The sequence below is a fragment of the Pseudomonas sp. ICMP 460 genome (assembly GCF_002723595.1).
Classification (GTDB): domain Bacteria; phylum Pseudomonadota; class Gammaproteobacteria; order Pseudomonadales; family Pseudomonadaceae; genus Aquipseudomonas; species Aquipseudomonas kitaguniensis.
The window spans coordinates 1-12395 of sequence record NZ_LKBR01000068.1; the positions used below are offsets into that span (position 1 = coordinate 1).

At 60.8% G+C, this 12395-nt stretch carries 10 protein-coding genes; 6 read left to right on the top strand and 4 right to left on the bottom strand.

Annotated elements, in window-relative coordinates; all coding sequences use genetic code 11:
• Positions 1 to 142 precede the first annotated feature (142 nt).
• Both AO240_RS24980 and AO240_RS24985 read left to right on the top strand, forming a co-directional pair.
• Complete coding sequence (locus AO240_RS24980) at positions 143 to 724, top strand: YceI family protein (RefSeq protein ID WP_099240077.1); 582 nt, start codon at positions 143 to 145, stop codon at positions 722 to 724.
• A gap of 1 nt (position 725) precedes the next feature.
• The gene (locus tag AO240_RS24985) at positions 726 to 1883 is read left to right on the top strand and encodes a phosphatidylserine/phosphatidylglycerophosphate/cardiolipin synthase family protein (protein ID WP_099240079.1); all 1158 of its coding nucleotides are present in this window, start codon (positions 726 to 728) and stop codon (positions 1881 to 1883) included.
• Positions 1884 to 1999: 116 nt separating this feature from the next.
• On the opposite strand, the gene bglX is transcribed toward AO240_RS24985, so the two are convergent.
• The gene (gene bglX, locus AO240_RS24990; protein ID WP_099240081.1) at positions 2000 to 4291 is read right to left on the bottom strand and encodes a beta-glucosidase BglX; all 2292 of its coding nucleotides are present in this window, start codon (positions 4289 to 4291) and stop codon (positions 2000 to 2002) included.
• Between the two features lie 254 nt (positions 4292 to 4545).
• Between bglX and AO240_RS24995 the strand changes: the two genes are divergently transcribed.
• The 4 genes from AO240_RS24995 (at position 4546) to AO240_RS25010 (ending at position 7974) form a co-directional block, all read left to right on the top strand.
• Positions 4546 to 5157 carry a LemA family protein gene (locus AO240_RS24995; RefSeq protein ID WP_099240083.1) on the top strand — a complete coding sequence of 204 codons (612 nt, stop codon included), beginning with the start codon at positions 4546 to 4548 and terminating at the stop codon, positions 5155 to 5157.
• An 18-nt stretch (positions 5158 to 5175) separates the two neighbouring features.
• Positions 5176 to 5907, top strand: coding sequence for a YgcG family protein (locus AO240_RS25000; protein WP_099240355.1), 732 nt, complete (start codon positions 5176 to 5178; stop codon positions 5905 to 5907).
• Between the two features lie 28 nt (positions 5908 to 5935).
• Positions 5936 to 6553, top strand: coding sequence for a TPM domain-containing protein (locus tag AO240_RS25005; RefSeq protein ID WP_099240085.1), 618 nt, complete (start codon positions 5936 to 5938; stop codon positions 6551 to 6553).
• 203 nt (positions 6554 to 6756) lie between these two features.
• Positions 6757 to 7974 (top strand): SAM-dependent methyltransferase, encoded by a 1218-nt coding sequence (locus tag AO240_RS25010; RefSeq protein ID WP_099240086.1) that lies wholly within the window; start codon positions 6757 to 6759, stop codon positions 7972 to 7974.
• 225 nt (positions 7975 to 8199) lie between these two features.
• On the opposite strand, the gene AO240_RS25015 is transcribed toward AO240_RS25010, so the two are convergent.
• The 3 genes from AO240_RS25015 to AO240_RS25025 all read right to left on the bottom strand — a co-directional run bounded on the left by AO240_RS25015 (position 8200) and on the right by AO240_RS25025 (position 12390).
• Positions 8200 to 10758 carry a TonB-dependent receptor gene (locus AO240_RS25015; RefSeq protein ID WP_099240088.1) on the bottom strand — a complete coding sequence of 853 codons (2559 nt, stop codon included), beginning with the start codon at positions 10756 to 10758 and terminating at the stop codon, positions 8200 to 8202.
• A gap of 127 nt (positions 10759 to 10885) precedes the next feature.
• Positions 10886 to 11854: a FecR domain-containing protein gene (locus AO240_RS25020; protein WP_099240090.1), complete on the bottom strand. Its 969-nt coding sequence runs from the start codon at positions 11852 to 11854 to the stop codon at positions 10886 to 10888.
• The gene (locus AO240_RS25025; RefSeq protein ID WP_099240092.1) at positions 11851 to 12390 is read right to left on the bottom strand and encodes an RNA polymerase sigma factor; all 540 of its coding nucleotides are present in this window, start codon (positions 12388 to 12390) and stop codon (positions 11851 to 11853) included. Before AO240_RS25025 ends, AO240_RS25020 begins: the two co-directional genes overlap by 4 nt.
• Positions 12391 to 12395 lie beyond the last annotated feature (5 nt).

Below are 12395 nucleotides of genomic sequence, written 5' to 3' on the forward strand. Positions count from 1 at the left end.
CAACCCCGCTCCCACAAAACCCCGAGCCCGTTTGCTGCGCGACAGCGCTACATCAACGATGCAGTGGGGCCTCACACATTGGATTTGCGCCGCTTGTGATATTGCGCTTAAGGTTCGCTCAGGTTTTTGCCTCAGAGTTCTTATGTTCAATCTCAAACCCCTGGCTTTTGCCTTGCTGGCCGCCGCCGCGCTGCCTGCCCACGCCGACTGGTACCTGGACAACGAGTCCTCGCGCTTGTCGTTCGTCACCACCAAAAACACCGAAATCGCTGAAGTCCATCGCTTCCTGGTGCTGCACGGCAAGGTCGACGGCAAAGGTGCTGCGCAGTTGCAGGTAGAGATGGAATCGGTCAACAGCGGCATTCCTCTGCGTGACGAGCGCATGCGCAATGAGCTGTTCGAGATCAAGACGTTCCCCGAAGCGCTGATCAGTGCGCAGATCAACCTGCAACCAATCAACGATTTGGCCCCCGGCGCGCAGTTGGAGTTGCGCTTGCCGCTGTCGGTGACCTTGCATGGCAAAACCCAAACCTATAGCGCTGAACTGTTGGCCACGCGCCTGGACGACCGGCGCTTTCAGGTGGTGACGCTGGAGCCGGTAGTGCTGCATGCCGAAGATTTCGAGCTGGTGCCGGGCGTTGCTGCGCTGCGTAAGGCGGCGGGGCTTAAGTCGATCAGTTTGTCGGTGCCGGTCGGTGCGGTGCTGATCTTTACGGCGCGTTGACGTGAGCGGCGCGGTGTTCCCGTGGCGTAGCGCCAACCGTTTTGAGTTGCTGATCGACGGGCCGAGTTTTTTCCCGCAGATGTTCGCAGGCATTGCCGGCGCGCAGCAGCAAGTCGAGCTGGAGTTGTACCTGGTGGAAGCCGGGGCCTGTGCCGACGCGATGGTGCAGGCGTTGGTGCAAGCTGCCGAGCGTGGCGTGCGCGTGCGCTGCCTGTTTGATGATTACGGCAGCCTGGCCTTTACCCTTGGCTTGCGTAAGCGCCTGATCGATGCCGGTGTGGAGCTGCGGTTCTACAATCGCCTGAGCTGGCGGCGTTGGATGCGCAACCTGTACCGCGACCATCGCAAGCTGTTGCTGATTGACCAGAGCATCGCTGTGGTGGGCGGTACGGGCGTTACCGATGAGTTCTGGACGCCGGGGCAAGATACCGCCGACTGGCATGAGGTGATGGTGCAAATCAGCGGCCCGCTGGTACTCGATTGGCAGGCGCTGTTCGACCGCCAATGGCACGCCAATGCGGCGCGCCGGGAGTGGAAGCCCGCCACGCATTTCGGCTTGCCGCGCCTGCCCAAGGTGCCGGCGACCGGGCCGGGCCTGGGCCGCGTCGCGTATGCCGACGCGCGTCAGCACCGCGATATTTTGCAATCGCTGATCCGCGCTTTGAACAGCGGACAGCAACGTATCTGGCTGGCTACGCCGTATTTTCTGCCGACCTGGAGCGTGCGCCGGGCGCTGCGCCGTGCCGCCGGGCGCGGCGTGGATGTGCGTTTGCTGCTCACCGGCCCGCGCACCGATCATCCGTCGGTGCGCTACGCCGGGCACCGTTATTACCCGCGTCTGTTGCGGGCGGGCGTGCAGATTTTTGAATACCAGCCGTGTTTTCTGCATCTGAAAATGGTGCTGGTGGATGATTGGGTCAGCGTCGGTTCGTGCAATTTCGACCACTGGAATTTGCGCTTCAATCTGGAAGCCAACCTGGAAGCGCTGGACCCGCAATTGACGGCTGCGGTGGCGGGCAGCTTCGAGCGTGATTTTGCCCAGAGCCAGGCGGTCAGCCTAGCGGCTTGGAAGTCGCGGCCGTTGTGGCGGCGGGTGAAGCAGCGGGTGTGGGGCTGGATTGATCGGTTGGTGGTGAACCTGTTGGACAGAAGGAGTTAGCAACGGCTGCAAGCCACCAGCTGCAAGCTGCAAGCTGCAAGCTGCAAGCTGCAAGCTGCAAGCTAAAAGCAGAACTGCTCTTTCTTGCCGCTTGAAGCTTGCCGCTTGAAGCTGTTTTACAACAGTTCGAAGGTCTGCTGCTGCACCGCCTGGGAGTCCAGGCCGATCTGCACATTGAACTCGCCAGGTTCCGCGGCGAACTTGAGCTGGGCGTTATAGAACTTCAAGTCGTCCTCGGTGATGGTGAAGTGCAACGTGCGTTCTTCACCCGCTTTGAGCATGACTTTCTGGAAGTTTTTCAGCTCTTTGATCGGGCGGATCATCGAGCCGGCCACGTCCTGGATATACAACTGCACCACGGTTTCGCCGTCTGCCTTGCCGGTATTTTTTAGCGTGACGCTGGCGTCGAGCTTGCCGGTCTTGTTCAGCGTGGTGGACGACAGCGCCATGTCCGACAGGCTGAACGTGGTGTAGCTCAGGCCATAACCAAACGGAAACAGTGGCCCGGTGGTGTCATCGAAGTACTGCGAGGTGTAGTTGCCCGGCTTGCCTGGAGTGAACGGCCGGCCGATGGTCAGGTGGTTGTAGTACGTCGGAATCTGCCCCACCGAACGTGGGAAGGTGATCGGCAGCTTGCCCGACGGGTTGTAGTCCCCGAACAGCACGTCGGCGATGGCGTGGCCGCCTTCGGTGCCGGCGAACCAGGTTTCCAGAATGGCGTCGGCCTGTTGGTTCTCATCGACAATCGACAGTGGGCGGCCATTCATCAGCACCAGTACCAGCGGTTTACCGGTGGCTTTCAGGGCCTTGATCAGGTCGCGCTGACTTTGCGGAATGTTCAGGTCGGTACGGCTGGAAGACTCGTGGGACATGCCACGCGATTCGCCCACGGCGGCAACCACCACGTCGGCCTCCTTGGCGGCTTTGACCGCTTCGTCGATCAGCACCTGCGCCGGGCGGGTGTCATCCACCACTTCCGGGGCATCGAAGTTGAGGAAGTTGAGGTAGTCGACCACGGCCTTGTCGTTGGTGATGTTGGCGCCACGCGCGTAGATCACTTTGCCTTTTTCGCCGATCACCGCATTCATGCCGTCGAGCAGGGTCACTGATTGTTCAGGTTTACCGGCGGCGGCCCAACTGCCCATCATGTCGATCGGCGCCTTGGCCAGCGGGCCGACCAGTGCAATGGTCGCGGATTTTTTCAGCGGCAGGGTGTCGTTGTGGTTTTTCAGCAACACCAGGCTGCGGCGCGCGATGTCGCGTGCGTCGCTGCGGTGCAGGCGGCTCTCGGCGTTGGTGTCGGCCGGGTCATCTTCGGCCTTGCCGATTCGCAGGTACGGGTCTTTGAACAGGCCCATGTCGTACTTGGCGCCGAGCACTTCGCGCACGGCGTTGTCGATGTCGCTTTGCTCGATCTCGCCGGACTTGAGCAGCCCCGGCAATTCCTTGCCGTACAGCGAGTCGTTCATGCTCATGTCGATACCGGCCTTGATGGCCAGCTTGGCGGCTTCACGCCCGTCCTTGGCCACGCCGTGCTTGATCAGCTCGACGATTGCGCCGTGGTCGCTGACGGCCAGGCCTTTGAAGCCCCAGTCTTTGCGCAGCAGGTCGTTCATCAGCCAGGTGTTGGCGGTGGCGGGCACGCCGTTGATCGAATTCAACGCCACCATCACGCTGCCGGCCCCGGCCTTGATTGCCGCGTGGTACGGCGGCAGGTAGTCCTGGTACATCTTGACCGGGCTCATGTCGACCACGTTGTAGTCGCGACCGCCTTCCACCGCGCCGTACAGGGCAAAGTGCTTGACGCTGGCCATGAGGCTGTCGGCATTCGCCGGGTTGGTGCCCTGGAAGGCCTTGACCATCACCTCGGCAATACGCGACGTCAGGTACGTGTCTTCGCCAAACCCTTCAGAGGTACGGCCCCAGCGCGGGTCGCGCGAGATGTCGACCATCGGCGCAAAGGTGATGTCGAGGCTGTCGGCGGCGGCTTCCTGGGCGGCAATGCGCCCGGAGCGGCCGATGGCGTCCATGTCCCAGCTTGAGGCCAGGGCCAGGCTGATCGGGAAAATCGTGCGGTGGCCGTGGATCACGTCGTAGGCGAAGAACATCGGGATCTTCAACCGGCTGCGCATGGCCGCGTCCTGCATCGGACGGTTTTCCGGGCGGGTGATCGAGTTGAACGTGCCGCCGATGTGGCCGGCGGCGATTTCCTTGCGGATCATTTCGCGGGGCATTTCGGGGCCGATGCTGATCAGGCGCAATTGACCGATTTTTTCATCAAGGGTCATCTGCTTGAGCAAGTCGCTGACAAACGCGTCCTTGTCTTTAAGCGCAGCAGGCGTTGTTTCTGCCCAAACGGGGTGAGCGGCCAGAGTGGCAACAAGGCCGAGCAAACACAGCTTTTTCATGAATATCCTTTTTCGGCTCACTGCACAGCAAAAATGCGCTGTTCTGCCAAAATGTGGGGAACATATGTTGTTGTTTGAGTGTTACGGCAGTAAAAACGCCACACGTCGGCGCTCTTTATGAACTATCAGTCACCCAGGGCATCTTTTAGCTGATTGATTCGATGCAATCCAGTAGTGGTAGCCGATTATGCCTTAAGCGCGTGATCGATAGGGTCAGCGATCAAATACCATCACGTTACGCCAGGAGAACCACCATGCAAGCAGCACACTATTCGCGCTGGGGCCTGAAGGCCGCAGCTTTGCTTCTGATCAGCAGCGTGCTCAGCGGTTGCGGCATCAACACCATTCCCACCCTGGACGAACAGGCCAAGGCCGCCTGGGGCCAGGTGCAGAACCAGTACCAACGGCGCGCCGACCTGATCCCCAACCTGGTGGAAGTGGTCAAGGGCTACGCGGCTCATGAGCAAGACACGCTCACCGCGGTGATTGAAGCGCGGGCCAAGGCCACCTCGATTCAAGTGGACGCCAGCACGCTCGACAACCCGGAAAAACTCAAGCAGTTCCAGCAAGCCCAGGACGGCCTCAGCGGCGCACTCAGCCGCTTGATGGTGGTATCCGAGCGCTACCCGGACCTCAAGGCCAACCAGAACTTCCTGGCCCTGCAATCGCAACTTGAAGGCACCGAAAACCGGATTGCCGTCGCGCGTCGCGACTTTATCCAGGCAGTGCAGGCGTACAACACCGAGATTCGCACCTTCCCTGGTCGCCTGTGGCACAGCGTGATGTACAGCGACTTGCCGATTCGCGCCACGTTTGAAGCCACCAGTGCCGACGCTGATAAAGCGCCGCAAGTGAAGTTCAAATAAGGCTGTTGCGAGGTGTCGATGCGTTTATTACGGATAGGCGTGGCGCTGTGGTTGTTGGCCTGCGTGGGCGCCGCTCAGGCGGCGCTGACCTTCCCGGCATTGACCGGGCGGGTGGTAGACAGCGCTCAAATGATCGACCCGGCAACGCGCGAGCAAATCACCCAGCAATTGCAGGCGTTGGAGCAAAGCCGTGGCGCCCAGGTTGTGGTGGTCACGGTGCCCGACCTGCAGGGCGTGCCGATTGAAGACTACGGTTACCAACTGGGCCGCCAGTGGGGCATCGGCCAAAAGGGCAAGGACAACGGTGCGCTGCTGATTGTCGCCCGCGATGAGCACAAGCTGCGCATCGAAGTCGGCTACGGCCTCGAAGGCGTGCTGACGGATGCGCAGTCGTGGGTGATCATCAACCAGGTGATCGCGCCCAAGTTCAAGGCCGGCAATTTCAGCCAGGGCATCAGCGACGGCGTTGCGGCGATGGTGCAGGTGGTCGGCGGTGAGCCGTTGGCAGTGCCGGCGCATGTGGCGGACGCGAATTTTGCCAAGGATAACCCAGGGTTTTCCATCGGCTTGTTTGTCTTGCTGATCGGCGTGTTGTGGCTGTGCAATCGCATGGGCCTGCCGGTGGGCGCGATCCTGTTGGCTATCCTCAGCAGCAGTGGGCGCGGCGGTGGCGGTAGCAGCGGCGGTGGGGGTGGCTTCAGAGGCGGCGGCGGTGGTTTTGGCGGTGGCGGTGCCTCGGGCGGCTGGTAATGACAATAACTGGAACAGAGCATCAACCATGGCATTACTGAGTGAACACGAACAACGCCAGGTCGCCGAGGCAATCGCCCGGGTCGAAAAAAACACCGACGCGGAACTGGTCACGGTGCTGGCCGCGCGTGCCGACGATTACGCCTACATCCCGTTGCTGTGGGCCAGCCTGATCGCCCTGGTGGTGCCCGGTGTGGTGCATTATTTGTCGGGCTACCTGACCATGTACACCTTGCTGTTGGCGCAGTGGGCAACGTTTATCGTGCTGTGCCTGGTGTTTCGTTTGCCTAAAATCACCACGCGGTTGATCCCGCGATCCGTGCGCCACTGGCGCGCCTCGAACCTGGCGCGGCGGCAGTTTCTGGAGCAGAACCTGCACCACACGGTCGGCGGCACCGGTGTGCTGATTTTTGTCAGCGAGGCGGAGCGCTATGTGGAGATCCTGGTGGACGAAGGTATTTCCAAACGCATGCATGACGACAGTTGGGATGGCATCGTCAAGACGTTCACCCAGCAGGTGAAACAGGGGCAGACGTTGGCGGGGTTTATTGCGTGTATCGAGGCCTGTGGCGAGTTGCTCAAGGTGCATGTGCCGGTGACGCAGGCGCGTAATGAGTTGCCCAATCGCCTGATCGTCCTCGAATAATCCAAACGCCGCTGATTTAAAATGTGGGAGGGGGCTTGCTGCCGATTGCACTGTGTCAGTCAACCCATTCATTGGCTGATTTACCGCCATCGGGAGCAAGCCCCCTCCCACATTTGAATTAACCGTTGATCAAATAAGCCCGTGCCCTGAAGCCCTATCCACCCTAAAATGCCCGGCATTCTCAGCCCGAGGCGTTTTTGTTCATGTCTGTCACCGCTCAACCTGCCCGCCCTGCGCCGGATCATCACGCCCAGTTCATCGAACTGCTCAGCGCAAGCCTCGCGCAGCATGCGTTTATCAAGCTGGTGCTGGCCAAGTACGCAGGCGAGGAAGCCGAGTTGCAGCGGCTGATTATCAAGCCGGTGACGGTCAGGGAGCAGCCGTGCCTGTCTTTCGTCTACCGCTACAAGACCCGTGACATCACCAAGAACTTCGCGCTGGCCGACGCTGTGGCAGCGATTGCCGAGCTGTTGCCGGCGTCGTTCAAGAACGCGCACTTGCTGTCGCTGACCGACGAAGCTCAGTTGGAATACAGCAAGAAGAACAAAAGCTCGCTGTTCAAAAGCAAGCCGCAGCAGTTGCGTGAGGCACCTACCGCTGAGCACAACCGCGAGAAAAGTCGCTTCCTTGACCTCAGCCGGCCGTTCCTCGCCGACCTCGGCGTTACCGACGCCAAGCAGGCGCTGATCCCTGCGATGTCGCGCAAGTGGAAGCAGATCAACAAGTTCATCGAAGTGTTCAGCCATGCGCTGACCACCTCACCGTTGAAGCTGGACCAGCCGGTGCGCGTGGCCGATTTCGGCTCGGGCAAGGGCTACCTGACCTTCGCAATTCACGATTACCTGCGCAACACGCTCAAGGCCGAGGGCGAAGTGACGGGCGTCGAGCTGCGCGAAGACATGGTCAGCTTGTGCAACACCGCCGCCGCGCGCCTGGAGCATCCCGGTTTGGTTTTCAAATGCGGTGACGTGCGCAGCGTGGCGCCCAGTGAGCTGGACGTGATGATTGCGCTGCACGCCTGTGACATTGCCACCGACTACGCGATTCATACCGGCATCCGCTCGGGTGCGTCGATCATCATGTGCTCGCCGTGCTGCCATAAGCAGATTCGCTTGCAGATCCAAAGCCCGGTGTTGCTCAAGCCAATGCTGCAATACGGCCTGCATTTGGGGCAGCAGGCGGAGATGGTCACCGACAGCTTGCGCGCGTTGTACCTTGAAGCCTGCGGCTACGAGACCAAGGTGTTCGAGTTCATCTCGCTGGAACACACCAACAAGAACAAGATGATCCTGGCGGTCAAGCGCAACCAGCCGCTGGACAACGCGCAGTTGCTGGAGAAAATCCAGGCGTTGAAGGCGTTCTACCACATCACCGAGCACTGCCTGGAAACCTTGCTGCGTGCGGACGGCTACCTGAACTGAACACCTGCTTTCACATCAGGCAGGCTTGAATCCGTGGGCGGCCATCGTGGTTTAACAGTGAGTGGTTTAAGCAGATCAAAGGCGGCTTTTGCATACACAGCAGAGCTGCTTTTTTTGCTTTCTGTGGGAGCGGGCTTGCTCGCGATGGCGGTGGGTCAGTTGAAAAATACTTATCTGACACACCGCCATCAAGCAAGCCCGCACACCCATTAACCGTGTCAGCCTTTAGAAGAACCGCGTGACGCTGATCTTCGCATCACGGCCTTTGGTGTAGGCGCGGTCGCCGCTCAAGGCCGGACGGAAGTTGTTGTTGAACAGGTTGTCCACGGTGACGTTTACCTCGGTGCCTTTGAGGTAAGCCTGTTGCGGTTTCCATTTGGCGAACAGGCCTTGAGTGTTGTAGGCCTTGTTGGCGTATTGGTCGTAGAACAGGTCGCCCACGCTGCTGCCCGGGCCGCTGGAATATTTGTCGCTGGGCAGGCGGTCGGTGGCGCCGACGAACTGGCCCATCCAGCCGACTTGCGCGTCCCACGCCGGCAGGTGGGTGCCGAGTACCACCACCCATTTGGTCGGCGGTATATCGCGTGCCGACACGTCCGGGCCCCATGGGTTGGTGTAGGCACCTTCGTGTTGACCTTTGGCATAGGCGAACGACACCGAGCCGAACAGGTAGGTGGAGTTGTAGAACGACTCCAGCTCAAAACCCTTGATCGTCAGGCCGCCGATGTTGCGGTAATTGGGCATCGCCCCCGCTGGGCAAGCCGTGGAAATCGTGCCGCCATTAATCGCCTGGTTCTGGCAGCCGACGCCGGTGGCCTTGAAGATTTCATCGTTGACTTTGTTGTGGAACAGGGTGGTGCGCACTTGCAGGTTATCGCTCTGGGCAATCAGGTTGTCGAAGCTTAAAACGCTGCCCGCGGTGATTGAGCTGATGCGTTCCGGGTCGAGGTCAACGCTGGTAGCGGTGCGGTTGCCCAGGCCTTGCACTTCATACTGCTCGTCGATCACCGGCGCACGCCAGGTTTTGCTCCAGTTGGCGAACAGCCCCAGGTGCGGGGTCACGTTCCAGAACAGCGCCAGGCGTGGCGACCAACCGGTGTAGGTGCGGTCGCTGTAATCGTGGCCGATGGCCGGGTCCGGGTTGTTGTAGTACGGCGCATCGTTGCCTTCGCCGCGGTTGCGCACATGGTCGTAGCGCAGGGACGGAGTGATCGTCACGTCGCCCACGGTCAGCGCGTCCTGAATGAAGAAGCTGTTGGTGTCGACCTTGCCGTGCGGCATAAAGCCCGGCTGGAAATGCCCATAGTTGTAGCGTGCGGTGTCGTAAGTGGCACCGGGCATCCACATCTCGGTTTCGCGGATGTGCTTGCGGACCTGCACCCCGGTGGTCAGCGCATGTTGCAAGGGGCCGGTGTCAAACAGGCTGACGTTACGGATGTCGAGGTGCTTGTCGGTGTAGGCCGTGTCCATCTTGCGCCCGCCGCTGGCCAGTTGGTAAAACGCGGTGGCGTCGCGCTCGTCGGTCTGGTCGGTGTTGGACTGCGAGTATTTGACGGTCAGGTCCACCAGCGGGTTGTTCAGCGGCGTGTATTCATACTTGCCAGACCAAGTGGTGTCGGTGGTGTCACGCTGCGCTAAAAAACGCTTCAACGCACCTTCGTAGCCGTAGCGGTCGATGTTGGCCTGGGTCGGCGGCGTCGGGTAGCTGGCCGCCGAAAACGGTGTCCAGCGATTGCTCTGGGAGCGTGAGTAAGACACGCCAACGCTGTGCTCATCGGTTAGGTGTGCGTTGACCTTGAACAGCTTGCCATCCACATCCTGCGCGGTGTTCGGCAGGCGTTTGGGGTTGATCGGGTATTGGTTGTTCTCGTTCGGCAGCTCGGCGGCGACTTTCATGTCGCCGCCGTCGCGTTGGGTCAGGTACGCCAAGGCATCGAAACGGCCGTCGTCGGTGCGGCCGTACACGGCGCCGCTGTAGACCTGTTCGTGGTCGTTGCTGGAGTAACCGTATTTGAGCATCGCGCCGCTGTTGCGACCGTCTTCAAGCAGGTCCGGGGCGTCCTTGGTGGTCATGTTGACCGTGCCGCCAAAACCGCCGTTGCCGGTGAACGGGGAGTTGGGGCCTTTCTCGACTTCAATGCTTTTGATCAACTCGGGCTCGATAAACACCGTGCCCTGCTGGTAGCGCTCAAAGCCGCTTTTGGTTGCGCCGTCGACGGTCAGCGGCACGTCTTCGGCATCGCCAAAGCCACGAATGTTGATGGTCTGGCCGCCCGGTTTCAGCGAGCCGCCCTGGCTCACGCCGGGCAGGGTTTGCAACAGGCTTGGAATGTTGTTGGCCTGGTATCGGTCGATGTCTGCCTGGCTCAGGGTGGAGCGGTTAACGGTGTTGGAGTCGACGTCGGTGCCGGTGCCGATCACGCTGAGGGCGTCCAGTTGGATCGCGCCGCTTTGGGTGGTCTTGCCCTGGTCGGGGCGCACCACGTAAGTAGTGCCGACTTTGATCAAGGTGAACGCGCCGTTTTTCAGTAGGCTGCGAATCGCCGCTTCCGCGCTGAACTCACCGTTGAGCGCCGGCGCCTGCACGTTCTTGAGCAGCGTTTCATCGAACAACAGCTGGATTTTCGCCTGCTGCGCCACTTGGCTCAACGAGGTCGCCAGCGACTGGGCGGGCAATTGCAGCTTAACCGACTCGGCCTCGGCACTCAGGCTGAACGCCAGGCAGGTGGCGATAAGCGTCGGTCGAAGAAACAGCTGCGAAGCGTGGCAAGGCGCGCGAAACATGGAATCCCCCAGGGTGGCTAAATAGCCAAAAGGTGTGCGTATCAAACGCAGACGGGAGGAAGACGCGGCAGGCGAAAAAAACCACACATGCGAATGCAAAATATTCTCAAGTGGACGCTTGCTGAGCTTACTTGACCGCCTCGATTCTCACGATGCCATCGGCTGACGTCACGGTTTTCACCGGTAACAGGGCGGGCAGGGCGTTGAGCAGGGCGTCCGGGTCATTCACGTCCAGGTTGCCCGAGACCTTCAGTTGTGCGACGGCATGGCTGACCTGCAATGGCGCTTGCGGACGGTACAGGCTCAACTCATCGATCAGGCTGGCCAACTCGCGATTGCGAAACGACAAGTGCCCGCTGCGCCAATCGGCCACTTCCTCAACGCTGAGCGTTTGCTGTTGCACGCTGCCCTTGGCGTAGCTGTAGGCCGCGCGTTGACGGGCGCCAAGCAAGGCAACCGGGCTTTTGGGCGCGGGCGTAAAGGCCACTTGGCCATGGGCCACGCTGACCACCAGTTGCTGCTGGCTGCGCCGCACATCGAACCCGGTGCCGACCACGCGCACGTTCGCCTCGCCGGCTTGCACGTACAACGGGCGCTCTTTGTCGGCGGCGACCTCAATGTACAGTTGGCCCTTGTCCAGATGCACGATGCGTTGCTCGGCGCTGAAGTCCACACGCAGGCGCGTATTGGCATTCACGAACAGCGTGCTGCCGTCGGGCAGGCCAAGCGTGCGCATGCCTTTGGTGTGCGCGGCAATGTGGCTGTGGTAGAGCTCGCGGGGCGCGCCGAGTGGGCTGGCGATTACCGCGCAGACCAGTGCGGCCGCCACGCCAAGGGCAGGGCGCCATACCGACGGCGCGCGCGTGGGCAGCGGCACGGGTTTGTTCAGTTGCTGCAACTGGGCAAGGTCGGCCCACAGTTGCTCGAATTCAGCGTAGGCACGCGCATTGGCTGGCGTTGCCTGCCAGGCGGCAAACGCTTTACGGTCGGCACGCCCGGGGTGATTGCGGTTGCGGGCAAACCAACTGGCGGCTTGGGCATCGATGGAGTCGCTCGCTTCGATGTCCAATGCGTCAATGTCGCTCAGGCGGTTCATTCTGGCTGCTCCGTGCCGCGGTCGTGTTGAAGGCGTCGCTTGCAATGCAGCAGGGCAAACGCGATGTGCTTTTCTACCATGCTGGTCGAAATGCCCATGCGCTCGGCGATCTGTGCCTGGTTCAAGCCTTCGAAGCGGTGCAGCATAAGGGCTTCTCGCCTGCGGGGCGAGAGTTCGGCGAGGACTTCTTTCAACTGTTCCAGCCGTTGCCAGCGCAGCGCTGCGGCCATGGGCTCGTTTTGCTCATCGGTGGCAGGCTCGGTGCCCCTGTCGGCCTGCTCTGCGTGGACGGTTTGCCGTACCTTCTGCTTGCGCCAATGGTCGCGCAGCAGGTTGCGCGCCATCTGGAACAGAAACGCCCGAGGCTGCTCGACCTTGGCCCGGTCGCGGTAGTCCAGCCATTGGGTAAAGACATCCTGGGTCATGTCTGCCGCGTCGCTGGCGTTGTCCGTGCGCTTGCGCAGGAAATACAGAATATCTGCATAAAACCCGCGAAAGGCATCGGCCGACAACGGGTCGGGTTTGGGGCGCGACATGAGTA